The sequence below is a fragment of the Brevundimonas vesicularis genome (genome assembly GCF_044807075.1).
GTDB lineage: Bacteria > Pseudomonadota > Alphaproteobacteria > Caulobacterales > Caulobacteraceae > Brevundimonas > Brevundimonas vesicularis_G.
On record NZ_CP085234.1, the window covers coordinates 1,324,243 to 1,348,324 of the forward strand.

The 24,082-nt window shown below is 65.5% G+C and carries 27 protein-coding genes, 1 tRNA gene and 1 other RNA gene; 12 read left to right on the forward strand and 17 right to left on the reverse strand.

The genetic code is table 11. The features are described from left to right. Window positions 1-6: 6 nt before the first annotated feature. Window positions 7-1,196, forward strand: a protein-coding gene (locus tag LG306_RS06480; protein WP_404413560.1) for an IS3 family transposase whose coding sequence is annotated in 2 segments (ribosomal slippage) — window positions 7-259 and window positions 259-1,196 — 1,191 coding nt in all. Because the reading frame shifts where the segments join, the coding sequence is not laid out codon by codon here. On the opposite strand, the gene LG306_RS06485 is transcribed toward LG306_RS06480, so the two are convergent. Both LG306_RS06485 and LG306_RS06490 read right to left on the reverse strand, forming a co-directional pair. Next, on the reverse strand, window positions 1,166-1,450 hold the full coding sequence (locus tag LG306_RS06485) for a hypothetical protein (RefSeq protein WP_404419138.1): 285 nt from the start codon (window positions 1,448-1,450) through the stop codon (window positions 1,166-1,168). The genes LG306_RS06480 and LG306_RS06485 overlap by 31 nt on opposite strands. Next, on the reverse strand, window positions 1,447-1,959 hold the full coding sequence (locus LG306_RS06490) for a TIGR02594 family protein (RefSeq protein ID WP_404419140.1): 513 nt from the start codon (window positions 1,957-1,959) through the stop codon (window positions 1,447-1,449). The genes LG306_RS06485 and LG306_RS06490 overlap by 4 nt, the downstream gene beginning before the upstream one ends. 153 nt (window positions 1,960-2,112) lie before the next feature. Between LG306_RS06490 and LG306_RS06495 the strand changes: the two genes are divergently transcribed. Next, window positions 2,113-2,367: a hypothetical protein gene (locus tag LG306_RS06495; RefSeq protein ID WP_404419142.1), complete on the forward strand. Its 255-nt coding sequence runs from the start codon at window positions 2,113-2,115 to the stop codon at window positions 2,365-2,367. A 535-nt stretch (window positions 2,368-2,902) separates the two neighbouring features. Here LG306_RS06495 and LG306_RS06500 read toward each other — a convergent pair. The 11 genes from LG306_RS06500 to LG306_RS06550 all read right to left on the reverse strand — a co-directional run bounded on the left by LG306_RS06500 (window position 2,903) and on the right by LG306_RS06550 (window position 13,282). Continuing rightward, on the reverse strand, window positions 2,903-3,418 hold the full coding sequence (locus LG306_RS06500) for a hypothetical protein (protein ID WP_404419144.1): 516 nt from the start codon (window positions 3,416-3,418) through the stop codon (window positions 2,903-2,905). After that, window positions 3,415-3,756 (reverse strand): hypothetical protein, encoded by a 342-nt coding sequence (locus LG306_RS06505; RefSeq protein WP_066550159.1) that lies wholly within the window; start codon window positions 3,754-3,756, stop codon window positions 3,415-3,417. The genes LG306_RS06500 and LG306_RS06505 overlap by 4 nt, the downstream gene beginning before the upstream one ends. Before the next feature lie 69 nt (window positions 3,757-3,825). Further along, window positions 3,826-4,623, reverse strand: a complete 798-nt coding sequence (locus LG306_RS06510) for a hypothetical protein (protein WP_404419147.1) — start codon at window positions 4,621-4,623, stop codon at window positions 3,826-3,828. Further along, on the reverse strand, window positions 4,620-6,479 hold the full coding sequence (locus LG306_RS06515) for a sialate O-acetylesterase (protein ID WP_404419150.1): 1,860 nt from the start codon (window positions 6,477-6,479) through the stop codon (window positions 4,620-4,622). The genes LG306_RS06510 and LG306_RS06515 overlap by 4 nt, the downstream gene beginning before the upstream one ends. A gap of 49 nt (window positions 6,480-6,528) precedes the next feature. Then, entirely contained in the window at window positions 6,529-8,394 is a 1,866-nt protein-coding gene (locus LG306_RS06520) for a hypothetical protein (protein WP_404419152.1), read from the reverse strand. After that, complete coding sequence (locus tag LG306_RS06525) at window positions 8,387-8,776, reverse strand: DUF6950 family protein (protein ID WP_404419154.1); 390 nt, start codon at window positions 8,774-8,776, stop codon at window positions 8,387-8,389. The genes LG306_RS06520 and LG306_RS06525 overlap by 8 nt, the downstream gene beginning before the upstream one ends. Then, entirely contained in the window at window positions 8,776-9,375 is a 600-nt protein-coding gene (locus LG306_RS06530) for a hypothetical protein (protein ID WP_404419157.1), read from the reverse strand. The genes LG306_RS06525 and LG306_RS06530 overlap by 1 nt, the downstream gene beginning before the upstream one ends. Beyond that, window positions 9,375-10,037, reverse strand: coding sequence for a hypothetical protein (locus LG306_RS06535; protein WP_404419159.1), 663 nt, complete (start codon window positions 10,035-10,037; stop codon window positions 9,375-9,377). Before LG306_RS06535 ends, LG306_RS06530 begins: the two co-directional genes overlap by 1 nt. Next, on the reverse strand, window positions 10,037-12,085 hold the full coding sequence (locus LG306_RS06540; protein WP_404419161.1) for a hypothetical protein: 2,049 nt from the start codon (window positions 12,083-12,085) through the stop codon (window positions 10,037-10,039). The genes LG306_RS06535 and LG306_RS06540 overlap by 1 nt, the downstream gene beginning before the upstream one ends. A 313-nt stretch (window positions 12,086-12,398) precedes the next feature. After that, a complete protein-coding gene (locus tag LG306_RS06545; RefSeq protein ID WP_404419163.1) occupies window positions 12,399-12,638 on the reverse strand; it encodes a hypothetical protein in 240 nt (79 codons plus the stop codon). A gap of 119 nt (window positions 12,639-12,757) precedes the next feature. Then, window positions 12,758-13,282: a hypothetical protein gene (locus tag LG306_RS06550; protein ID WP_404419165.1), complete on the reverse strand. Its 525-nt coding sequence runs from the start codon at window positions 13,280-13,282 to the stop codon at window positions 12,758-12,760. Here LG306_RS06550 and LG306_RS06555 point away from each other — a divergent pair. The 3 genes from LG306_RS06555 to LG306_RS06565 are packed head-to-tail and all read left to right on the forward strand — an operon-like array spanning window position 13,281 to window position 15,914. Further along, window positions 13,281-13,751 carry a hypothetical protein gene (locus LG306_RS06555; protein WP_404419167.1) on the forward strand — a complete coding sequence of 157 codons (471 nt, stop codon included), beginning with the start codon at window positions 13,281-13,283 and terminating at the stop codon, window positions 13,749-13,751. The genes LG306_RS06550 and LG306_RS06555 overlap by 2 nt on opposite strands. 13 nt (window positions 13,752-13,764) lie before the next feature. Next, window positions 13,765-15,498, forward strand: a complete 1,734-nt coding sequence (locus tag LG306_RS06560; RefSeq protein ID WP_404419169.1) for a ParB N-terminal domain-containing protein — start codon at window positions 13,765-13,767, stop codon at window positions 15,496-15,498. Further along, complete coding sequence (locus LG306_RS06565; protein WP_404419170.1) at window positions 15,498-15,914, forward strand: hypothetical protein; 417 nt, start codon at window positions 15,498-15,500, stop codon at window positions 15,912-15,914. The genes LG306_RS06560 and LG306_RS06565 overlap by 1 nt, the downstream gene beginning before the upstream one ends. 2 nt (window positions 15,915-15,916) lie before the next feature. Here the strand turns inward: LG306_RS06565 and LG306_RS06570 are convergent, their stop codons facing one another. Next, window positions 15,917-16,591 (reverse strand): hypothetical protein, encoded by a 675-nt coding sequence (locus tag LG306_RS06570; RefSeq protein WP_404419172.1) that lies wholly within the window; start codon window positions 16,589-16,591, stop codon window positions 15,917-15,919. A gap of 84 nt (window positions 16,592-16,675) precedes the next feature. Continuing rightward, window positions 16,676-17,284 carry a hypothetical protein gene (locus tag LG306_RS06575; RefSeq protein ID WP_404419174.1) on the reverse strand — a complete coding sequence of 203 codons (609 nt, stop codon included), beginning with the start codon at window positions 17,282-17,284 and terminating at the stop codon, window positions 16,676-16,678. On the opposite strand from LG306_RS06575, the gene LG306_RS06580 reads away from it, so the two are divergent. After that, the gene (locus LG306_RS06580; RefSeq protein ID WP_404419176.1) at window positions 17,283-17,558 is read left to right on the forward strand and encodes a hypothetical protein; all 276 of its coding nucleotides are present in this window, start codon (window positions 17,283-17,285) and stop codon (window positions 17,556-17,558) included. The genes LG306_RS06575 and LG306_RS06580 overlap by 2 nt on opposite strands. 5 nt (window positions 17,559-17,563) lie before the next feature. Next, entirely contained in the window at window positions 17,564-18,610 is a 1,047-nt protein-coding gene (locus tag LG306_RS06585) for a tyrosine-type recombinase/integrase (protein ID WP_404419178.1), read from the forward strand. 49 nt (window positions 18,611-18,659) lie between these two features. On the opposite strand, the gene LG306_RS06590 is transcribed toward LG306_RS06585, so the two are convergent. Then, window positions 18,660-18,735, reverse strand: a tRNA-Ile gene (locus tag LG306_RS06590). Between the two features lie 212 nt (window positions 18,736-18,947). Here LG306_RS06590 and LG306_RS06595 point away from each other — a divergent pair. After that, the gene (locus tag LG306_RS06595) at window positions 18,948-19,745 is read left to right on the forward strand and encodes an SIMPL domain-containing protein (protein WP_404419180.1); all 798 of its coding nucleotides are present in this window, start codon (window positions 18,948-18,950) and stop codon (window positions 19,743-19,745) included. A gap of 70 nt (window positions 19,746-19,815) precedes the next feature. Here LG306_RS06595 and panD read toward each other — a convergent pair whose 3' ends face one another. Continuing rightward, the gene (gene panD, locus LG306_RS06600; RefSeq protein WP_404419182.1) at window positions 19,816-20,172 is read right to left on the reverse strand and encodes an aspartate 1-decarboxylase; all 357 of its coding nucleotides are present in this window, start codon (window positions 20,170-20,172) and stop codon (window positions 19,816-19,818) included. 224 nt (window positions 20,173-20,396) lie between these two features. Here panD and sppA point away from each other — a divergent pair, with 224 nt between their 5' ends. From sppA to rnpB, 4 genes are all read left to right on the forward strand, one after another. Beyond that, a complete protein-coding gene (gene sppA / locus LG306_RS06605; RefSeq protein WP_404419662.1) occupies window positions 20,397-22,175 on the forward strand; it encodes a signal peptide peptidase SppA in 1,779 nt (592 codons plus the stop codon). Window positions 22,176-22,280: 105 nt separating this feature from the next. Beyond that, window positions 22,281-22,604, forward strand: coding sequence for a hypothetical protein (locus tag LG306_RS06610; protein WP_404419183.1), 324 nt, complete (start codon window positions 22,281-22,283; stop codon window positions 22,602-22,604). A gap of 13 nt (window positions 22,605-22,617) precedes the next feature. After that, the gene (locus LG306_RS06615; RefSeq protein WP_404419185.1) at window positions 22,618-23,379 is read left to right on the forward strand and encodes an N-acetylmuramoyl-L-alanine amidase; all 762 of its coding nucleotides are present in this window, start codon (window positions 22,618-22,620) and stop codon (window positions 23,377-23,379) included. A 32-nt stretch (window positions 23,380-23,411) separates the two neighbouring features. Next, an RNA gene (rnpB, locus tag LG306_RS06620) (RNase P RNA component class A) lies at window positions 23,412-23,800 on the forward strand. Window positions 23,801-24,082 lie beyond the last annotated feature (282 nt).

Here is a 24,082-nt window from a genome sequence, read left to right on the forward strand (position 1 = left end):
GACAGAATGAAGCGATCACGGTTCACGGAAGAGCAGATCATCGGGATCCTGCGCGAGCAGGAGGCCGGCGTTCCGGTGGCGGACCTGTGCAGGAAGCACGGGCTGAGCTCACCGACCTTCTACAAGTGGAAGGCCAAGTATGGCGGCATGGACGTGTCAGAGGCCCGGCGTCTGAAGGCGCTGGAAGAGGAGAACGCCAAGCTGAAGCGGATGCTGGTGGACTCGATGCTGGACAGCGTCGCGCTGAAGGATCTGCTGGGAAAAAAGTGGTGACGCCCGCTGCGCATCGAGAGGCGGCGGCGCACCTGCAGTCGGCCTACGCGATGAGCGAACGGCGGGCCTGCCGGGTGTTGGGCGTGGATCGGACGAGCGTGCGCTATCAGGCGACGCGACCGGACGACGGCGTCCTGCGGGATCGGCTGAAGGCCCTGGCCCAGGAGCGACGGCGGTTCGGCTATCGCCGCCTGCACGTGATGCTTCGGCGCGAGGGGCATGCGGTCAACAAGAAGCGCGTCCAGCGGATCTATCGCGAGGAGAAGCTGACGGTGCGCCGGCGCGGCGGGCGCAAACGCGCCATAGGCACGCGGCGTCCGCTGGAGATTCCCCTGGTCGCGAACCAGCGCTGGTCGCTGGACTTCGTCTCCGACCAGATGACGGACGGGCGGCGCTTCCGCATCCTGACGGTGATCGACAACTGCACGCGCGAGTGCCTCGGGCTCGTCGCCGACACCTCGCTGTCAGGGCGACGGGTGGCGCGCGAGTTGGACGCCATCATCCTGCGGCGGGGACGCCCGGATACGATCATCAGCGACAACGGCACGGAATATACGTCCAACGCCATCCTGGCCTGGGCCGACGACGCCGGCGTGAGCTGGCATTACATCGCGCCGGGCAAGCCTCAGCAGAACGGCTTCAACGAGAGCTTCAATGGTCGGCTGCGCGACGAGCTGCTGAATGAGACGCTGTTCCGATCGCTGCCGCACGCCCGGGCTGTCCTCGAAACCTGGCGGCGCGACTACAACGAAACCCGGCCTCACTCGAAGCTGGGATGGTTGACGCCGAAGGCCTACGCACAGGCGCTCACCGGACAGAGCGGCCGGTCTGCTGCGCTGGTTGATGGCTGCTCAGACCGGCCTATTGCCAACCCCGCCAACCCCAGTTCAGATCAACCAAGGACTCTCGTTATGGCTGGATGAGAAACGGGGGTCACGTCATCGCCATACGCTTCCGCGCGGCGGACCTGTTCAGCGTTGCCCTGGGCTTCCAGACCGCGCGCCGAGGCGTCGCTCTCCGCGCGATCGGCCCGCGCTTCCACCCGATCGAGCCGCGCCTCAGCCGACCACGGCAACCAGGCCCAGAGGTTGTTCCAACCCCAAGCGATTAGGGCGATGGACATCAGCAGGGCGATGCCGGCGATCAGCCAGCCCAACGGCGTAAGAGTGCGGGTCATGCCTCGTTCACCGTCACGGGCACGCCGGCGGCGTTGAGGCGGATGACCTGCACCGCCGGCAGGGCGACGCCGGACGGCCAACGCATGCCGTCCTTGGCCAGCCGATCCTTGGCGATGCGGGTGATCGAAACGGCGTTGCCCTGATTGCCGCCCAGGACGTGGAAGTGGGTCGCGTCCTCGCCGATATAGAAGCCGACGTGACCGCCGCCCGTGCGCGTGAAGACCAGGACACAGCCCAGACGCGGCCCGACCAGCTCGCGCCCCCACGTCGCCCAGGACGAGGCACGAACGGCGATCGCCGGCGAAGCCAGCCCGGCCATCATCATGCACATGGCGACGAAGGTGCCGCACCACGCCGTTTCGTCATCGACGACCTTGATGCCCAGCACCTTGGCGCCGAGCTTCTGGATCCAGCCCATGATGATCGGGCTGTGTTTGGGTCCGACGATTTCACGCACGCCGATTTGCTGGCGGGCGAACGCCAGCCAGGCAGGCTCTTCCGAGGCCATGGTCAGTCTCCAGATTGTGGGGGTTGCGCGCTTCAGGTGTGCGCGATAGCGTCAAGGTCGAGCCTTGCGGCTTGCTCTAGCGGGGAGCTAAGGCCGGCGGTTCCGCAAATGCCCCGGCTGATCTTCTTGGGTCAATTTTAGCAGGAGCCCGCAGTGGGCTGTTTAGATTGTTCCGCTACCGCCCTGAAACTTCAGCAAGTCGATGATGCTGAAGACACGGCCGACATCATTGATGATGCGGTCGCGCGGGCTTTGCTACAGACACCTTGTAACGCTGAAGAGTGTATCGCCTTGCTTGATATAGTCGTGCAGGGCTTGTTGAGCGAGCAGCGATCAAGAAGTGACGATGCTGACGTAAGAGGGCTTCAGAGTGTTCGTCTTTTTCTCGCGAGCTTGAAAAATGATTGAGCAAAACAGTAAGCCGGATGTCCGAGACCATCTTCGCGTCGCTCGTATGTTCTCAGGCGGTGTCCACGAATTGCTGGAAAAGGCGCTTAGGTCGGACATGGCTTCGCACGATAGGGACGAAGCGATTGCTTTGGTTCTCTATCGTGTCGGAGCGTTAGGTAGAGTCCTCACAGAAATTGCTGCGGAGCGTCCAGATCTCGCTGAGCGAGGGCAGTGGTGTCGAGACTTCATGAGCCTGCCATTTTCGCGAGACAGCCGGGTAGCGCCTTCTTCGAATGACTGACCGGTGTCGAGCATGGTCAGTCCCCAGATTGTGGGGGTGGGGATGCGAACGGCGCTCGCATGTGCTTAGGTCGCCGCCATGCCGATGCAGCACGACAACGGAAGCCCGCTATGGGGCGCGCCAGAACCGAAGTGGTCGGGCAAGGTGCGCGTGGCAGTTCTGGTCCTCGCCAGTATCGCGTCGTGGGCGATCCTTGCAGGCGGCGTCTACTTGATCACGCGATGGGTGGCGGGCTGACGCGACCCCGGTTCGTTAGCTGGTCAAGCCATTGTATCCGACAGTCAGAGCCGCCGCCGCGACCAGGACCATGGCGACGCAGATCACCGTCACCCGCAACCCGTTATGCGGCTGGTCTGACACCGGCCGGTCGAGAAGGCCTGCCGGCGGCAGCTTCATCGCCGCCTCGGCCGCCCAGTCTTCGCGCCGGATCAGTGTGAACAGTCGGATCGCCATCACGCTCCACGGCGGCGGGCTGCGGTCGCGCTGCACGAAGTCCAAGACGATCAGGGAGAAGGCCAGCGAACAGAGCGCGCCTAGCGGCAGGAGCGGCGACATATGATCCACCCTGACCAAGCGGCCGGGGAATACTGTTGTCGCCCCCCTGACCATCAGGAAGATGGCGATCAGGAACACGACCAGCCGCAGGAACCAACTACCTGAGATCCGGGTGTGATAGGTCGGACCGAGCAACCGGAACACGACCGTCATCACCCCACCTGCCGACAGGAACAGCATTCCCGTCAGAACGACCCATGCGTGATGCGTCATGACGACGCCTCCTTGCTTTCCACGGCGGCCCGCAGGCCGGCCTTGATGATGCGCCCCACGAGATTGAAGAAGCCGCGCGGGTCGTTGGCGGCCATCCAGCCGATCGCCAGCGCCACGACGCGAAAGTCCAGGACCTTGACCAGGGCGACGATCGACGGCGTCGCCGCCTCGGCCGCCACCGGCCCGGCGAAGACGCCGATGCCCAACGACAGCCAGGCCCGCACCCGCGCCTCGCGCGTCGCGCCTTTCGACCCATAGGCCGGGATCATACCGAGGCCGCCCGCGATGAGGCCGCCGCATAGGCCCCAGAACAGAGGCAGTTCACGCGGGTCGAACATCCGCCTCTCCGATAGTCAGGCCGTGGTGGAACAGCCGTTGGGCGGCTAGGGGCGGATGAACGCCCTTCATCAGATCCCGGCGTTCAGCCGCGCGATCGCGCGCTCGGCATAGCGGATCAGCATCTGTCGGATCGGAAGCCGGGCGGCGTCGGTTGGCCCATCGATCGAATAGACCGACTGCGGCAGGATGAGCGTCGGGCCGATCTTGCCGTTGAGCCCGCCGGACGCTCCAGATGTGCTGCATCCCATGAAGCAAGCCGTGGACGGAACGACATCGGCCGTCCCGGCGCTGTTGGCCGCGCGCCCTCCGTACGTCTCCAGGAAGGTCGTGCGCTCGGACGCATCGTAGGAACACAGAGCCCAACCCCAAGCGCCTTTTGGAGCGGGCGCAACGCCGGTCTGTTTATCGACGCCAGTGCCCGTTGAAGCGCGAAGACCCCCGCCCAGGTTCACGGTGTAGAACAGCGTGTGCTGGATGGCCGTCGTGGTGGAGTCCGACATCAGATGCGCCGTCGCGGCCACCGCCTCATCCACATTGAACACGACCAGCTTGGTGTAATCCCCGGCCGGGAAGGTTGCGCCCGCCAGGGCCATGCCCTCGGCGGACCCCGATGTCGAAAAGAGCAGCGTCATGTTTGACAGGCGCGTGGGACGACGGGCCGACGTAAGGGCCGTCCACTTCGCGGCAGCAGGTGCACGCGCCATCAGCTCCTGAACTTCGGCGCCCACCATGCCGGTGAAGTCAGCATCACGTTGAGGCGTCCAGGCGGTCGGTGACAGCGCTTCGATCTGCTGCCCGAAGGTCTGGTAAACCGGAAGGGCGACGGACCCGTCGGCGACGAACGGCAGGGTGCGGACAAGGGTCATGGCTCAGCCCAGGACATGGATAAAGACGGGGGCGTGGTAACGGTCGCCGCTGGCGTCAGGGACAGTCGCCAGCGTGCCCCGCGCGCCGAGCCAACCCGCCACCGGATTGCCGTCGTGGGCGTAGCGAACCTCCCAGCCGGCGGCTGGGACGCCTGCGCATGTGAGTGTGATCTGCCGAGGGCCGGTGATCGCGACAGATGAAACGGCCTGCTCAACCGCGCCCCCGCCGGGCCCATGAAGACCTCGAAGCCTAGGCCGGTGATTGCCGGCTGCGTCGGATCAATGGCCAGGTCGAGATTGTCCGGCGTTTCGAAGGGGATGATGATCGCGTTGCCGACGCGAGCGATGCCCGCCTGATTGGGCATGACCGCCGTGCGCTGGCCCGCCAAGGCGCGCTTGTAGGTCCTGGCGGTCTTGCGCCCCAAGGCGACCTTAGCTGCGGCCGAGGTGTGGTAGTTGTCGCTGGGCTGAGAAGAGAGCGGGAACTGATAGTTCGGCTCGCCCAGGAACACCTTGCCCGTCGTGTCGTCGCGGGCGATCTCATACTGCATCGCCGCCGGGTCGTTTGGATAGATGCTCGACAGGGCGTTGGTCGCCGCCTGGCACAGGACGATCTTGACGTCCGTCACATTGGCCACGGCGCCCAGCTGGGTCCGAATGGCGGTCAGCAGGGTCGAGAGCGTGGCCTTGTAGGTCGCCGCTGGCGTCGATGACACTGCATCGGTTTCGCCCTGAAGATAGCTGACCACGACACGCAGGTCAGTGATCTTATGCAGAGCGAGCAGCGCAGAGATGCGCGCGACCTCCTGAACCATGTTTGTGAAGGGCACGGTTCCCGAGGCCAACTGATCGACACGATAGCCGCCCTTAGCCGGCACGCGACCGACGTAGAGGGTGGGCACGGTGTTGCCGTCGCGGGCGATCAGAGACGCCATCATGCTTGTGGCGGGGCTTTCACCCAGCAACGGACTGGCGGCCGTGACGACTTCGCGAGCAGGCAGCAGATCAGGAATGCCTGCCGCGTTGGATGCGTCGGCGCCGGTCCCGCGCACGCCCGTCGAGAGCATGAGCGCCCTGCGCGGCGAGGGCGGCGACGTTGTAATCACTTCACCGCCGCTGTTTCCTTCGGCATTGGACTGGCCGTACCAGATCACCAGCGTCGCGTAGGAGACTGCAGGAACGGCAGTGCCAAGCGAGGCGGCGTCTTTGCGGATCGAGTAGCGCCACAAAGGCTGAGTGTCGGCGTCGGACCAGACCCTACGGCGATCCTCCCCAATCACATCGCGCGAGGCGATGATGCTGTCGGCGGCGAGATTGTTGATCCCCGAAGCGCCTAGCGCGCCCATCTTGGCTAGCAGGCGGGGACCAGGCTCCAGATCAATGCGACCGTCAGCCAGGCGCTCGAGAACGACTTTTCCGCTCTCATCGACCTCGACCGCGACCACAGGATGAGGCGTGTCTAGTTCGTCACCGCTTTCCCCAAGTGCAGCACGATCGATCGCGCCTTCGACGGACGCCGGAAGCAAATCGCTCACCCAAACCCAAGCGGCGCCTGTCCAGCGGTAGACGCCGTTGCCGTTCGTGACGTCGCCTGCTGGGTCGTTGCGGACTTCGGCGCGATCACCGACTTTCGAGGGACTAAGCGACGCCAGCTCGGACTTGGCCGCCACCACGAAGGTCGAACCTGCAAGGGAAGCGATGTCCTTCGCCTCTTGAGCCAGATCGACGACCGGCGCGAGCGACGCGCGGATCTCCCCCTTGTCCGGCTCATTGGCGCCGGATGCCGGCACACCATCGACGCGGTAGTCGCGGAAGGTCTTGAGAAGGCGAGCCTTCACGCTGGCGGGATCAGCCATCGAGCACCTCGAAGAATTTGATTGTAAGGGAGCCGATCAGTCTCGACGGCTAAGCGACCTGCTGCTCGTAGATCGGCGAACTGCCGCCGCCGCCCCAGCCAGGAGGCGAGGGAGGGGATGTCGGATAGCCGCCTGACCCGTCAGACGTCGCCTGCCAGCCGATGAAGACCCAAGAACCAAGCGCCAGGGCGTTGGCGGCGAAATCACCAGGAAGAGCGGCGTAACCGACATCGCTTCGCCAGAACACGCCGTATTGGGTCAGCGAAGCCAGGCCCGTGACCGTGGCGGCAGGCAGGCTCAGCGTTGAGCCGTCGGGCAATACGCCACTGAAAGCGAGAATGGAGATCGTGTCGGCAGTCGCGGACGTGGGGTATGGAACCGACAGGTTGATCAACCTGCGGGCTGGCTCTTGCTCGCCGGGAACGACAGGCGGCTTATCGACCGGCGGCACCGATGGTGCGGCGGCTTCACCCGCATCGATCTCTGTGTCCGCTAACACCACATCAAACACGACCTGTGCGTTGGCCATGGCCAGTTCGACGTTCGTCACCTCGACCACGACATCCGCCATGGAGTTCAGTTCAGGGTTCTGGATACGGATGAAGCGCTCGCCCAGACCGTTCAAACCATAGACCGAGCTGCGCACCTGGCCTCGACGCTTGGCCGTCAGGCGGGTCATCTTGCGACGGGCCAGCTCCATCCCCTGCGTCCCGCTCGGGCACCAGGGCAGTTGCAGGGCCTCCGAACGCTCGACGCCGTTGCGATCGTCGATGTCGTCCTGGTGGAACAGCGTGCCGGCCTCGACCTCGGTATAGTCCTTCGCTGGATCGACAAACGACACGACCAGGACGTTGCAGGCCTCTTCGTCGGTCTGGAAGGCGCGCCAGCTATAGCCCTCGATGTGTTCGCCCGTCAGGACGAAGGTCGGCTCGACATACCGTCCCGCCTTCACGATCAGACGACCTCGACCGTCCAGCGACATCCACCCGTCGAATGTGGACAGCAGGGCCTTGCGCACGGCTTGCGGCTCGGTGTTGACCGGATAGTTGCCGGCGCACCGATAACGCGCCTCAGTTACGCCGCTGCGGGTGACGATCTGGTCGCAATAGTCGGCCTCGGCCGTCAGCTGATCCAGCACCGGCGCAATGCTTCGTTCCCAGCGCCGGCCATGGCGATGCCACTCGACGAAGACCAGCCAGACGACCGGGTTCCAGCTCGCTTTCCAGGTCGATGGGTCAGTTCTAATCTGCGAAGGATCGCGCCAGTCGTAGCAGACGGCAGCGGCGACGATGGAGACGACGGGTTCGCCGTTCGGGAAATGTCGCGCGAAGCTCTCGCGTGAACGGTGCTGGGCGAAGATGCCGATAGAGGCGATGCCGTCGCCCCGCGCTGTGGTCGGCCAATAGGCGCCGAAGTTCGGCGTTAGCATCCCATAGTGGGTCTCGGTCGGATTGCCGGGACGGGTCTGGATCCGCAACAGGTCGCCGGAGCCGAACTGCTCGCCGGCCATGCCCTGAACCCAGCCCTCAGCGTTCCGGGTGATGAGGTTGTCATGCTCATAGACAGCATCGACGGAGGCTAGGCGGCCTTCACAGACGGCCAGCACGGCGCCGTATTTGTTCCCTACGGCCTCTCGGAGCATATAGGCCCCCGACATCCGCGACGGACCGCCGACGGCATGGACGCGGATCGGACGAGGTTGTTTCCGCGTGACCTTCTGCCCCTCGACATCTGGAAGCGATGAGCGCGCGATGGCGCTCAGACCCAGGGTGACGGTCGTGGTGATGGCGGCGTAGGCGGCGGCATAGGCGGTGACGTAGATCGCAGTCGCTGCGATCGATCCAGCGGTTGCCCCGGCCGCGCTGACGGCCCAGGTCGCGAATGCGGTCGCCGCCGCCGAAACCGGATCAGCCATGCAACACACTCCAGGCTTTCAAGACACGGTTGGGCGATGCGGAATACAGGCCGGCCTTGGACTGGATGGCCCATCGCTCGCCTAGCGAGATCGCGCCGAAGATCTGACTGTGCAGAGCGACTAATCCAACATCACCGCGTCGGGGATGCGCCGTCATGCCGAGGCCCGCAGCCGACATCCTTTCGCCAACGACACGCTCGATGCCGCCGAGCCGCTTCAATAGCCGCTCGCGTCCTAGAGGGGTCCGGTAGCGCCCCCGAAGATCGGCCGCGGGGTCAGGCCAGCCATTCGCGACCACCCAAGCCGCTGGCGTCAGCACGCAGTCCGTCGCGCCGTCCACGAAAGGCGTGGCGGCCATCCGCTCCAGAAAGTCGTCCAACATCAGCCCGGCGCCGGCCATGTGATGGTGGAGTCGACCGAATAGCCCGCCACGCGCGCGCAGAAAGTGTCTGTCGGCGACCGGCGTTTCTGTTCCGCGTCGGTGTAGAAGGCCAACTGCGGCCGGGTGCGATCGGTAAAGCCAGAGCCGACGGAGAGGGTGACGCGCCGGGTGATCTGGTCTTCAGTCGCGCTGCGGTCCACGGCAGGGACATCCGCAACACCATCCCAAAGCCAGGCGACGCTATCCACCGGCTGCCAGTCTTCGTCGAAGAAGACGACGCCAACGTTGACGGGCGCCGATCGGACCTCGTCGGCATCATCATCCGCCAAGGATAGAGTGATCTCATCTGCGCCGTTGAGGGTGAACTCGACCCGTTCACCCAGCCCGCCGATCAACTGGCTCAGCGCAGGGATTTCGCCGACCAAACCAATACCGAGATACGTCCCGCCCTCTTGATCGACGTCGTCGGCCGGCAGATCGTAATCGCCGACGCCCAGCCAGGCACGGACGTAGCCTTGAGTCTTCGTCTTCAGCAGAAAGAACAGGGAGTAACTTGGGGCCTGAAGCGCCGACATGGCAGCGGCCTGTGCGGGAAGCATCAGAAGGCCTCAACCCACACGGCGTTGGCCATGCTTTCGTGATGAGGATCGATGGCGCCCAGGAACTCGTCAGGGTTGGCCAGACGCATCACGCAGCCGGGCGTCGAAAAGTCCAAGCCTACGCCGGACGTGACCGCCTCTCGCAAAGGTGGCCGAACCTCGATCCTATAGCCGCCCGGCTCGACGTCCTGAACCCGCGCGACCGTGTAAAGCCGCTTGCCCTTGGTCGCATGAACGATGGAGAACCTTTCGCCGGCCTCCAGCGGCACGCCACCGACGAAACTCACCCGAAGCGACGTCGCACGCAGCGCCGCCGCTTCCGTCGTCGCGCTGGCGACGCTGCTGCTCTGGTAAAGACTGCCATCCGCGAAAGGCGTCCCATCGGCGTGAGCCACCAGTTCAGGGCTGAACGCCCATTCGAACGCCGGCACCACTATCGAGGAGGCCCCGCCGTCCAGCACTGCTTCAAGCGCGCGCGCCGCCTTGATCTGCGCGCGCGTCACCAGCTCGATCTCGTTCATCCAGCAGGTCCAGAAGCCGCCACCGTCTGTACGTGCCAGGCCAGGACCGGAAGCGACGCGAACCCCGCCGCTGATGGCGACCGATGTCAGTCGCCAGCGCTCGGAGCCCGGCGGCAGAAGATCAAAGGGATAGGCGTCCATTACTTGCCCAACCGCATTTGCTGCTGCTGAACGGCGGCGGCGCCACGACGCGAGGCGTTGATGGCGTCGGCCGCGCCGGTTACGCGCGCCTGCTCGGCCAGTGGCTGGGCGACACGGCGAACCTCGACGTCGAACAGTGAGGACTTGTCCACGCGCACCTCTAACACTTCGCCCACTCCTGCTGGGGCAGGCGGGCGGCCATAACCGCCGGTCTCGGCCATGCTCTCGCGCAGCATTCGCGCGGTTTCGACGGCGCTGGTCACATGGCCGGAGCCGCCGATCATGAACAGCTCGGGCCGACCATGCTCGACCGTATGGTAGAAGCGTCCGGCATCAGCGCCGCCGCCGGCGGCACGGCCGCCGCCGAAGACCGACTTCGCCGCATTGAACGCGGTCGACATCCAGCCCCCGCCGCCGCCTGCGCTGGCGCCGCCAGGGCCGCCCCCGGCGCTGGCGAACAGGTTGAACAACTGATCCAGCGCGCCGTCCATCAGCCGCTGTTTCAGCTGGTCGCCGATGTATTCGCCGATGCGGCCTTCACGGATCGCGTCGGTGACTTCCCGACCGTAGGACTTGAACTGCGCCCGGAGACGTTCGGTCTCCTGATGGTCGAACAGTTCGACCCGGCGCGAGGCGCCCCGATTGAAGACCGCCATGCGCTGGCCGCGCTGCTCATCATCGAGCTCGGGATCATTTTCAAGTTCAAAGGCCTTGCGCTTCCGGGCGATCTCGATGGTGGCCAGCAGGATCTCGCGCTCGATGCGATGACGCTCGCGCTGAGTGCGGACAATCTGGGCGTCGATATCCAGGAGGTCGTTCGCGGCCGTCGCAGCGTCCTCATCATCCTTCAGGCGACGCGCCGCGATCTCACGTCGACGGTCCCATTCGACGATGGCCTTCTTCTGCTCGGTCAGCTCGGCCTGTTTGGCGCGCAGCTGTTCGGCCTCAGCCTCCGTCAGGCCACGCAGGCCCTTGGAGCGGATGTATTCCTCTTCCGCCCGCGCAATCTCGCGCAGTCTGGCAGCCCGCTCCAGCTCGAGATCCGCCACCTCATAGGCGGCCTTGCCCTCGATCGACAGGTTGCCCTTGTCATAGGACTCGGCGATGTCGTCGGTGGCGCGCTCCAGTTGCTGCTGCGCGCGCTCTTCGCGCTGACGACGTTGCTCGGCCTCGCGCTCGCGCTGACGTGCGGCAGCGGCTGCCGAGGACGCGCCGCCGCCGCCACCGCGCGAGGTGTGACCCAGGGGCGCGAAGTCTCCCTTAGGCGAGGTCCCCAAAGCCGTCAGGCCGCTCATCACGTCGTCCCGGTCCCACGTGCCGGCGGCGTTTGAGTTGGTGGTGTTACCGGGGCCGACGAGGTTGCCAAAAGTGCGGCCCAAAGCGAACTCGCCAGCGCGCTGGATCGTGCCGGTGCCAGGGATAGCACGGCCGATCGCGAGGAAAGCCTGGATCCAACTGGGCGCTTTGCTTTCGATCTTCGAGAACTCAACCGCCATGCCGGCCAGTTCGGAGGCAACGTCGGCGAAGATGTCAGCGAGCGGCGCAACGGCCGTGTCACGCACGACCCGCATCTGCTGCCCGGCTAACTCCATCTTGCGATCGGACTCATCTAGACGTTTGTTCACCTCGGTATCGAGTACGAGGCCAAGGTCACTTGCCGCAGCAGTTAGTCGCTCCAGCTCGTCGCGGCCCAGGCGGATGACGGGCAGAGCCTCCTCGACACCCAGCGTTCGGGCCAAGGCGACCTGCTGACCGCGATCTTTCACTTGGCCCAGCGTGTCCGCCAACAGCAGCAGCATCTGGTCCGCCGTCTGGACGTTGGCCAACTGCTCTTTCGTGATGCCCAGCTCTTCGAAAGCAGGCTTCAGCTTGCCATCACCCAGGCCGAGCTTGAACTTGCCGATCGTGCCGTTCAGTTTCTCCATCACGCCTTCCAGCGTGGCGGTATCGACGCCGGCTTCATCGGCCACATAGCGCCACTGCTGCAGAGCCTCGACGCCCACGCCGATGCGATCAGCAGCATCGGTGAGATCGGCGGCGCCCTTCATCGCTTCGAAGGCGCCTTGCGTCGCGATCGCTAACGCGCCGAGAGCGGCGGCAGCGGTCAGGCCAAGGACTCCAAATGCGCCAAGCGCGACGCCGGCTGACCCAGCGCGACTGGCCAGCCCCTCGAAGCCTTGCTTGACCTCATTCGCTCCAAGCGAGAGAGCGCGGATTGCAGGGTTGGCCGACTTCTCGCCAAGAGCGATCTCAGCCCACATCTTTCGGCCACTGTCGCCGACCTGGTTGAAGGTGCGTTTGACGACTTCGCCGCCCTGGATGAACAGGCGAATGCCGACGCCGCCGCGCCCTGCTGTCGTATCAGTCATCGGCAGCATCCTCTCGGACCTGCGCACGGCGTGCGCTCGGGTCAGACGTTTCGCGCTTCTTTTCGGCGACGCCGGAGGCCTTCAGGGCGGCCGGTTCGAAGGCGTCCAGCAGCACTTCCAGGATCCACGCCGGCACGTGATCCAGGCGCGCCCGGATCGCCGTCCTATCTATCCGGCGTGGCGTCATGCCGCCGCCCGTCCAGGCGCCGGCGCGTTGGACGGCGTCCCACACCTCAACCCCCTCGGCCGTGCTGCAGGCGTGTTCGAAGCGAGGGCAGCGGCGTCCTTCGATTGCGACGCCCTGGCTGCAGGGCGCGGCAATCTTCTGGCAGTTGAAACAGTGGTCGGGGCCTACGCCATCGTCCCTGGCGCCGAAGAGCCATTCGGCGAGGCCCCGAAGGGCTCCCCCTCGACGATCAACAGCTGCGCCGCCTCCGTCACCACGCTGAGAATCTGATCGCTCAGCGCTTCGTCTAGCAGCAACACTTCCAAGATTTCGCGGTCGACCGAGGCCGGCGCGCCATCTTCGGTGTTGATGCCGGTCCATGCGATCACGCCGACGAGGGCGCACTCGACCGACGTCAGCCACATGCCGATGCCGATCAGATACTGGGCATAGGCGACCGGGTCGGTGTCCTTCATCCGTTTCCAGCCACGCACCCCGCCCTCGGGCAGCAGCTCATGCTTGACCAGAAGGTTCAGCAGTTCGGCGTCGTTGCGGAGGATGGCCTGGGCGGCGTCACGTGCGCTGTCCCACTCTGGGCTGCGCAGGCGACGGGCTATGCCTTGTCCGCACCGACAAGGCGTTGCCCTAGCGCCACCGGCAATCCCGCCGGGTCCGGTGCGGACACCCACCCACGGGAGCGTCCGCGCCATGTCCAACGTCCTGCCCTTCCCGACGAACCCGGTTCGTCACCTTTCCGCCGGATCGACCCTGCGCCTGGCGCAGCGGGTCGACGCCATGGTCGCCCGATCCGTTCGCCCCGGCGTCGATCGCGTCGCCGACTGCGTCCTCGCGATGGAGGCGTCCTGCTACACCGAGCCGTGCATCGTGGCGGCGCGCAATATCGCCCGAGAAACGCGCATCGCCGTCGTCATGCCCGGTTACGACCGCCTGCTGACCTCGGACGACGCGCGTGCTGTCGCCCACAGACTGCGCGCCGACAACGCCTTCGCCGGGGCCTTCGGCACGGCCCTCCGATTGGATCAGGTCGCCGACGAGGCCGATCGACGCTCGCCGGATGGCGGCCCGCTGAACCCCCGTCCGAACAAGACGGGCGCCCGCTTCCTCATCGTCGCCACCCTGATCGCCGCCGCCATCTGCGCGCTGCGCGCCTTCGCCTGACCGGATCCCGATCATGCTCGAACTGAATATCCTCGCCGTCCAGAACGCTGATGTCCTGCGCGCCCTGGCCACGCCGGCGGGCCGCCGGACAATCCCGTCGATCAGCGCCCTGGCGGCTTTGATCGGCCGCGACCACTCCAACCTCAGCAAGACGCTGAAAGGGATGGAGGGGGCGGGCCTGCTGCTCGCCGAGCCGATTGCCAACGGCCTCACTCCGGACGGCCTGTTGCAGCTCGAGGCCATCAACCGCGCCGAAACCGCGGAGGGCGGGGAGGGCCTTCCGGACGGCCTGCTGGCGCTGCGCCATGACCAGATTCTGCCCGATCCGGACAACGCCCGTCAGGACTGGACCAGCGACGAGGCGAGGGATGAGCTGGACGCCCTGCGCGCCGACATCGTCAAGAACGGCCTGCTTCAGAACCTAGTCGTGCGGCCCATGGCCGAGGATGATCTTCAGGACGCGACAATCACCGTCGTCACCCCGGCCGGCGAACTGACCCTGCCGCGCTATCGCCTGGTCGCCGGCGAACGCCGCTGGCGCGCCATCGGCGAGGCGATCAACGACGGCGACTGGGAAGCCGAAGAGCCGATCCTGACCCGCCTGCTGGACCGCGACGCCAAGGAAACCCGCTTCGCCGCCATCGCCGAGAACCTGCTGCGTCGGAAGCTGAACCCGATCGAGAAGGCCAAGGGTTTCGAGCAGCTGGCGGAACTGGGCTTCGAGAACAAGCTGATCGCCGAACGCCTCGGCTACACCCCCGAACACGTCCAGCAGCACCGCCGCTTCCTGAAGCTGGACGAGGCCGATCAGCAGCGGATGACCCTGCCCCGCGACGACCCCAAACACCTGTCGGTGCGCGACGCCCGCCAGAGGCTGGCCAACAAGGACGCGAAGGATGCGGCATGGCGACCGGGCAACCTGTCGCCCGAGGAGCAACTGGTCATCGCAGAAGTTGCCGTCGCGATGAGAAAACACTCCAGCTACCTTGGGTCATCCATCGCCGTCGGCCCCAGTGCGCGCACCGACCCTGCTGTCGTCAGCCTTGCTGAGGCCGGCATACTGAAAGTGTCGGAGGAACCTGCCAAATGGACGAACGAGCCAGGCCACTACCGAGTCTCATTCCCCAATTGGACGATTGGCGACGCTTGCCGGAATGCATGGGCGGATCTTGTCGTCGACGATGAAGCCAAGCGTCACGCCTCTCTGCATCTGCGACAGAAGGACTGGGTCGGCAGCAGCAGCGAGGGCACGGCCTATCTCACCGCTTGGCTCAACGCACCGTTCGATCTGACGCCCGAGGGACAAGCCATCCTCGACGAGCGGGCGCGAGAACAGGAAGTGTCTGCTCAACTCGCCGCCGCCCGTGCCGCTAAACAAGCCGAAGTCGCGGCGAGGGCCGCCGCCATTCGTCAGCGCCACCTTGAAGCGCTGAACGCCGCTGCTGCCGCGCCGCCACAAGATCTGAAAGCGGCGACCGTCGAAGCCACGGCCGCCATCGAGAAACCGCTGCCGTGGACCCTGCTGGACAACGGCGAAGTGATCGACGCCAACGGCGATCAGCTTCCCGACCTACAGGTCTGGAACCCGGACGATCTCGAAACGACCTTCCTTCAGGTCGTGGTCGTCGCGGTCAACTCGGCAGCCGGCCTGCCCACACCGCCGATCAAGTCGGCGGAAGCTCATCAAGCCGAGATGGAAGCCCGGCACGAGACCGAGGCCGAAACCGATCGAGACGAGGCCGCCTGATGGACCGCCCTTGGATCGAAGGCGTCGCCCTGCTGGCCGCTCACAACCTGCCGACCCCCGCACCCCGCAACCTGTATCGCCGGAGACACCGCATGTCCCAAGACGTTCGCTTCGCCATCCTGACGGCCAACCCCGCCGACAAGCCGAAAGCCTTCCCCGACGTGGAAGCCTTGGCCCGCCACATCCAGCGCGAGCGCGGCCTTCAGGCCCTCGAACTGGTCGAGATCGAAGACCTCGAAATCGACGGCGACACCCAGAACCGCCGCGCCGTCTCCGTCTTCGCCCTGGACGCCGGCAACGACCGCGACCGCATGATCGGCCACGCCTACCTCGACGGCAAGGGCCGCGACGTCCTGCAAGCCGCCCTGCGCCGCAACCGGCTGGTCATGGCCGACGACATAAAGGACGCGGCGTGACGTCAAAGTCCTTTAGGCACCTCAGCAGCACTTCTCGAAGCCATCAGTTCTTCGAGAGCCAGCGGCTCGATCTCGGCGACACCGCAAGCACCCCGGTAAATCTTCAAAGCGCCCTCCGAAGCCTTCGCCGCGTTGCGTGGAGCACCATTGTTGTACCAATCAGCCACTGCCTCGGTGCGGACCAAGCAGTTCTGCATTCGGAGCATTCGGCTTTGGATTTCGTGGTCCGCGAGCTCAGCGGCCGGGAAGGTCAGCAGCAACGACCGGTAGTGGGAGAGATCGTATCCTATCCGCCCGCCTTTCCCGGTCTTCTTATACCCCTCGCTTTCGGCTTCTTCGAACAGAAGGCGAGCCATTTGGCCTATTGCGTCTGCGCACAATGCCAAGTTGGAGGCGGAGGCTCTCTTGAGAAAACGCCGCCGATCCAGAGCGGCCCGATAGGGCACCCACCAGGCCACCAAAGCGCTGACGCCGATCGCCGTAAATGCGGCGACAGCCTGGAGAGGGCCATTATTGAGGCGCAACCAAGCAAGCATGGGGTTCAGCGACGTTCCAAACGCAGCCACCCATACGATGGCAATGAGCGCTGCGCCGATACCGGCCATAAGTCTGAAGCACGCGCGATCGATAACCGGATAGCGCGCGGACTGTGGTTTGTTGTGTCCACTGCTGACCATCTCTACCCTCGTCCACGATCCACTGCCGAACGCGCCGCGCGCCGACCTCGACGCCATGGTGCGCGAATGATATTTTGCAGCGCGTCAGTAAATGAACTCATTCACCTTGGCTTGCGCCTCGGCCAAGGATTCAATGGACGACCTTACAGCCTTTGCGGAAGGCGAGGGTTGAAGCGGCAGTTCATCGCTCACCTTCGCAATGAATGCGAGACCTCCTGCAATAGATGCGAAAAGGATCCCGCGCTGAAGCTCAAGGCGGGGAGGGAGATCCGTGCCTTTGATAGCCATCAAGAGCTCGCGTGCGACACGGAAGCCTTCCTCGACCAGTCGAACCTTAAAGGGCGTCCAATCGCCCGCCTCGGTGTTTTTCAGGCAAATACCGTAAGACGAGTTCATCATCATAATGGCGGTTTGCAACTCCCGCGCCGCGCCGAGTTGCGACTCAACGCCTGCAAGCAGACGCTCTTCTCGTCGATGCTCGGCTTCTCGGTTGAAAACCCAAACCGCTACACCACCCGAGGCAAGAATCGCAGCAATCGAGCCGAAGGCCTGCACCCACGCAGCCGTCTCCTCATTTCGATCAAGCCATCGAAGGAGGGGTTCAGCCGAACTGCCAAACAGGGCGATCCAAACCGCCACGAAGCAAAACACGCAGAATGCGGTCCAAGTGACGATCTGTGCGCGAGTATTCATGCGTCGCTTTCTGCACAAGCAGACTGTGGTGTCCAGTGATGACGAACCGGTCTGGCCCCTCGGTCCGCATGCTGGCCGCATGACCAGCCGCGTCGCCTTCACCGCAGCGGACATCAAGCGCGCTATGGGCGTGATGGAGAAGTGCGGCCATCAGGTCGCCGCCGTTGACTTCCCCAAGGAAGGCGGGTTTCGCTTGGTGTTGGGCGACCGGATGGAGGTCGCCGCAGCAAAGGCGAGCGGGCGGAACGAGTGGGATGACGTTCTGCCCCAATGAACGGCATGGCGACGATCGACCTGGCCTATGTCCAGCGGTTCAAAGACCGCCATGGGCGGATACGCCATTATTACCGGCGCAAGGGCTACGCGACAGTGGGGTTGCCGGGCGATCCAGGCTCGGCCGAGTTCATGGCGGCCTATGCCGTAGCGCACGGCCGCGCGCCCAAGGCTGACCCCGCGACGAAGGTCCAGCCGCGCTCGATCAACCACCTGATGGTCGAATACTATCGCTCGGCCGACTTCCTCGATCTCGAGCCTCAGACCCAGAAGACCTATCGCCAGATCCTGGATCGCTTTCGCGCTGGAGCTTGGGGCGGCCGGTCGGCCGTCTCGATCGAGCCGCAGCATCTGAACGGCATTTTTCACCAGATGGCCGATCGGCCCGGCGCCCAGCGCAATCTGCGCAAGCGTCTGATGAAAGCCTTCGCTGTCGCCGTCGAACTGGGCTGGCGCAAGGACAACCCGGTCCGCGAGACCAAGTCCCGCAAACGCAAGTCCAAGGGTTTCATCCCGTGGTCTGAAGCCGAGATCGAGACGTTCGAAGCGAAGTGGGGGGAGGGCACACGTGAACGACTCGCGCTGTACCTCTTGCTCTATACAGGCGTGCGCCGGTCGGACGTCGTCGGCATGGGTCAGCAGCACGTCAAGAACGGCCGGATCGCCGTCACTCAGGACAAAACCGACGTCCCGATCTGGATCCCAGTCCACCCACGTTTGAGGGCCGAGATCGCCCGGCATGGCGCCCGGATGACATTCATCCTGACGCAGTACGGCAGGCCGTTCTCGCCAGCCGGCTTCACCAGCTGGTTCGTGGAGCGCGCGACGCTCGCCGGCGTGACGGGCCGCACCCCGCACGGCCTGCGCAAGGCGGCGGGCCGGCGGCTGGCCGAAGCTGGCGCAACGACCAAAGAAATCGCCGCCGTCTTGGGCCACACCAGCCTCGACGAGGTCGAGACCTACACGCGTTCTGCGGACCAGGCGAAGCTTGCAGACACGGCGATCGCCAAGCTCGAAAAGGCCGAAAAGAGAACGGCCGGTGTCAAACCCTGAGTGTCAAACCACCTAAACCCGTTGTTTTCATTGTCGAAAACGAAGGGGGTGGTAGGCCCGGAGGGACTCGAACCCCCAACCAGACCGTTATGAGCGGTCGGCTCTAACCATTGAGCTACAGGCCCCCAAGGCGCGCCTCGGCGGTAGGTGTGTCGCCTAGCAGGCGAGGGCGCGGCTTGCCAAGCGGAGGCGGGCAAGAAGGCGATCTTTCGGCGATTTCACGAAGATGAACGGAAACTGCCACGCCGCACGGGCGTTGGTTCAGGCGAGAACGGCCAAGGTCGTTGCAACGGATCGGCGAACGCGCCGGTCCCGGATCGCTTACGGAGAAGACTGCATGACCCGCACCCTGGCCGCCGCTCCCCTGAAGACCGTTTCGCTGAAGACCGTCGCTTTCGGCGGGGCCGTCGCCGCCGCCGCCTTCCTGGCCGCCGCCACGCCGCGCGCCATGGCCCAGGCGTCAGAACCCTCAATGGGAGCCATGCACATGATGCAGCCCGCGCCGTCGCTGAACCTGTCGGCCTATGGCGAGGTCAAGGCCGCGCCGGACATGGCCACCATAACCTTCGGCGTCCAGACCGAGGCGCCGACCGCCCAGGCCGCCATGCGCGATAATGCTGCGCAAATGACGCGCGTCGTCGCCGCCCTGCGTCGCGCGGGCGTCGCCGAACGCGACATCCAGACCTCGGGCCTGAACCTGTCGGCGCAATACGACTACGTCCAGAACGAGCCGCCCAAGCTGCGCGGCTATCAGGCGGTCAACCGCGTGACCGTGGTCATCAACGACCTGAGCAAGGTCGGCACGACGGCCGACGCCGTGGTCGCCGCGGGCGTCAACCAGATCGACGGAATCAGCTTTGGCCTGAAGGATCCGACCGCCGCCGAAAATCAGGCGCGCCAACTGGCCGTGCGCAACCTGCAGGCCAAGGCCCAGCTGTACGCCCAGTCGCTGAACGTCCAGCTGTCGGGCATCCGCAACCTGACCGAGGGCGGCGGCTATTCGCCCCCGCCGCCGATGCCGCCGATATTCGCCGCCCGCGCCGTGTCGATGGATCGGGCCGAGAGCACCCCGGTTTCCGCCGGCGAGCTGACGGTGCGGATCGACATCTCGGGCGTCTACGACATCGCTCGCTGATCGCATCGAGCGGATGAAAAAAGGCCCGCCGTCGCCGGCGGGCCTTTTGCATTCTTAGAGCCGAGACGACTCAGCCGGCGCTCTTGATCGCGTTGGCGTCGTCCAGCAGGACCACGTTCGGGTTCCACTGGCGGGCTTCTTCCTGGGGCATCTGGCCGTAGGTGACCACAATCACCTTGTCGTTCTTCTGCACCAGGCGGGCGGCGGCGCCGTTGACGCCGATCACCTTGGAACCGCGCGGCGCCTCGATCGCATAGGTGGTGAAGCGCGCGCCGTTGGTGATGTTCAGCACATCGACCTGCTCGTGCGGATAGATGCCGGCGGCGTCCAGCAGGTCCATGTCGATGGCGATCGATCCCTCGTAATCGAGATCGGCCTGGGTCACCGTGGCGCGGTGCAGCTTGGACTTCATCAGGGTGACCAGCATCGTGCGGTCTCCAAAAAACACGCGGGGCGCAGGCCCTCGCTGACAGGCGGCTCATATAGGGATTTCCGATCCCCGCATCAATCGGCGCGCTGCGTCGCAGCAATCGGGTGCGGCTGCGAACGCCAAGTCTAGCAAAGGAATGCACGCGCTTCATTTGACGACGGCCCGTGTCCCCCTATGCTGGCGACGCCATTTCCGGCCTGCGAGCGCGCGTTTTCTCTCCGATGAAGCAATTCTTCCTGACGGTCCTTGGTGTCTTCACCGGGCTGATCCTGTTCGTCGTCGTCATTCCGGTGGTGCTGCTGACGGTCGCCGTCGCCTCGTCGTCCAAGCCGACGACGCCCGCGACCACCGTGCTGGAGCTGGATCTCCGCGACGGGATCAGCGACCAGCCGTCGTCCAATCCGTTCGCGGCCTTCGGCGGTTCGGGCCTGGCCCTGACCGAGGTGGTGGATGGCCTGCATCAGGCCCAGGGCGACAGCAGCGTCAAGGCCCTGCTGATCCGCCTGCCGGAAAGCGGCATGACGCCCGCCACCGCCGACGAGCTGCGCCAGGCCATCCACCGCTTCCGCAACGCAGGCAAGCCGGTCATCGCCCACAGCCAGGGCTTCGCACCCGTAGGCGCGGTCATGTCCACATATATGGTCGGGGCCTCGGCGTCGGAGCTGTGGATGCAGAACACCGCCGGCTTCCAGGCCACGGGCTTCTCGGCCGACAGCCTGTTCCTGGGCCGCGCCTTCCAGAAATACGGCGTCAAACCCGAGTTCGAACAGCGCTATGAGTACAAGAACGCCGTCAACGAATACACCCAGAGCGACTACACCGGCCCGCACCGCGAGGCGATGACGGCCTGGATGACGTCGATCTACGACACCGCCCTGGCCAATGCGGCCAAGGATCGCAAGACGACGGCCCCGGCGCTGAAGACGGTGATCGAGGCCGGCCCCTATTCGGCCGAACAGGCCCTCAGCAATCGGCTGATCGACAAGGTGGGCCAGGTCGAAGAGGCCGAGATCGCCATCAAGACCCGCGCCGGCAAGGGCGCCGAGATCGTCGAATTCGGCAAATATGCCAGCCAGAAGGGCGAACGCACGGGTTCGGGCAAGAACGCCATCGCCATCGTCGGCGGGGAGGGGGCTATCGTCACCGGTCGCGGCGGCGGCGCCAGCTTCGGCGGCGGCTCGTCCATCCATTCCGACGACACGGCCGAGGCCATCTACGACGCGATCGAGGACAAGAGCGTCAAGGCGATCGTGTTCCGCGTCTCTTCGCCCGGCGGTTCGCCCGAGGCGTCCGAGCAGATCCTGGCCGCCGTGCGCGCGGCGCGGGCGGCGGGCAAGCCGGTGGTGGTGTCCATGGGCGCCTATGCGGCCTCGGGCGGCTACTGGATCAGTTCCGAGGCCGACTGGATCGTGGCCCAGCCCACGACCCTGACCGGCTCGATCGGCGTGTTCGGCGGCAAGTTCGTGCTGGCCGATGCGCTGGGCCGGTTCGGCGTCGACATGCGTGAGCTGACGGTGGGCGGGGAATACGCCGACGCCTTCTCGCCGACGCAGGAATTCACCCCCCAGCAGCGCGCGGCCTTCGCCGGTTCGATGGACCGGATCTACGACGACTTCATCGCCCGTGTGGCGACGGGCCGCAAACTTTCGCCGGACCGGGTGCGCGAAATCGCCAAGGGGCGCGTCTGGACCGGGGCCCAGGCCCTGCCGCTGGGCCTCGTCGACCAGCTGGGCGGCGTGACCGAGGCGGTGAACAAGGCCCGCCAACTGGCCAAGATCCCCGACAACGAGCCCGTCCGCTTCAAGCATTTCCCCAAGCAGCAGTCGCCGTTCGAGGCCCTGTCGGAAATGTTCGGCGTCCAGACCGAGGCCGCCAAGGCCCTGGTCATGCTGGGCGGCGTCATGGCCGATCCCCAGGCCCAGGCCGTGATGCGCCGGATCGACAGCGACCGGATGCGCAGCCAGGGCGCGGTGGTTCTGGCCGATCAGCCGATCTTCTGACGGAGCGCGGCGCACGCGACCGTGCGTCGCGGTCCATTGACCGCAGGCCCCGATGGACCGACATTGCCTGTCAGGCGTTCCCCGGATCGCCTGAAAGGATGATCCATGTTCCAGCCTGAACGTCTCGCCGCTATCGGCCATGCCGCCCGCCGCCGTCCCAACGGCCTGGTGGCGTCCGTCCTGTGGGTCGCCGGCATGATCGCCGCCGTCTGCGCCATGGCGGTCGGCGCCGTCCTCGCCGTCTTCACCGCTGCGGCCGTGGCGGTCATCGCCCTGTTCGCCGGCGTTCTGGTCTTTCTGGTCGGTTTGGTCATGCGCACCCGCCGCAATATCGCGCCGCGTCGCCGCAACAGCGATCCCGACCTGATCGAGGCCCACAAGGTGGACGGCGCCTGGGTCGCTTATGGCTGGGAGCGCAACGGCCGCTGAGCCGACGCCGCCCATGACGTCCTACATCGACGCGCCCTCTCCCAATTTCGACGCGCGCCGTGCGCCGCCGGACATGCTGGTGTTGCACTACACCGGCATGCAGACCGGCGAGGCCGCCCTTGCCCGCCTGCGCGACCCCGAGGCCAAGGTCTCGGCCCACTATCTGGTCGAGGAAGACGGTCGCGTCTTCCAGCTGGTGCCCGAGGAGCGTCGCGCCTGGCACGCCGGCCGCGGCGTCTGGCAGGGCGAGGACGACTGCAACGCCGCCTCCATCGGCATCGAGATCGTCAATCCCGGCCATGAGTTCGGCTATCGCGCCTTCCCCGAAGCGCAGATCGCGGCCGTCATCGCCCTGATCTCCGACATTCGCAGTCGCTGGACCATCGCCGACAACCGCATCATCGCCCATTCCGACCTGGCGCCGGATCGCAAGGAAGATCCGGGCGAGCTCTTCCCCTGGAAACGCCTGGCCGAGGCCGGGCACGGCCTGTGGTTCGAACCGGCGGCCGAACGGGTGCAGGCCTTGGGCGGCCTGCTGCAGAACGGCGATCAGGGCATCGGCCCGATGGTGCTCAGCGCCGGCCTGCATCGGCTGGGCTACGGCCTGAAAGCCGGCGGCGACTACGACGCCGCCGTGGAAACCGCCGTCCGCGCCTTCCAGCGTCACTGGCGCCCGGCCCGCGTCGACGGCGTCGCCGACGGCGAAACCCGCGCCCGCCTGGTCGGCCTGCTCCAGCTGGCCAGCGCCGAGAGCGCCACGGGCGTATTGAATTGACGTTCGCGCCGCTAACGCGCATCTAGCGCGCGCCAGACGGCTGGGCGGTCGCGGCGGACTTCGCGTCCGTCGAGGAAAGTCCGGGCTCCACGGTGAAAAGGCGGCGGATAACTTCCGCCCGGGGTGACCCGAGGGATAGCGCCACAGAAAGCAAACCTCCGGCCTTGCGAGACCGGTAAGGGTGAAAGGGTGGGGTAAGAGCCCACCGCGGACCTGGCAACAGGGACGGCATGGCAAGCCCCGCCTGGAGCAAGACCAAATAGGGACATCGCGCGGGCTCGCTCGCGGGGCTCACCGCCTCAGATGTCCGGGTAGGTCGCGAGAACCGATCAGCAATGGTCGGTCCAGAGGAATGATCGTCGCCGATCCGGGCCTCGGCTTCGGAGCGGAACAAAACCCGGCTTACAGGCCGTCTGGCATACTTTTTTACTGGGCCTATCGGCCTTCGGCCTACTTGAGGCCCGTTAGCGCGCTTCCCACCCGCCCAGCCGGTGATGGCTCGCGTGATGTTTGGGCCCGCGTTCGGATTATCCCCGCATTTCAGCGTTCTGGCGGCGGTCCCGCGTGTTGGCGGGCGTTAACCTATTGTCTGGCAATAGAAGGTTAAAACGACGCACAGCCTGTGAATACTTCATTTGTTCCGTGTATGTTCCAGCTGTTCGAGCGTGCTTAAGTCGTCACACGTCAAAACATGGTTAAATCT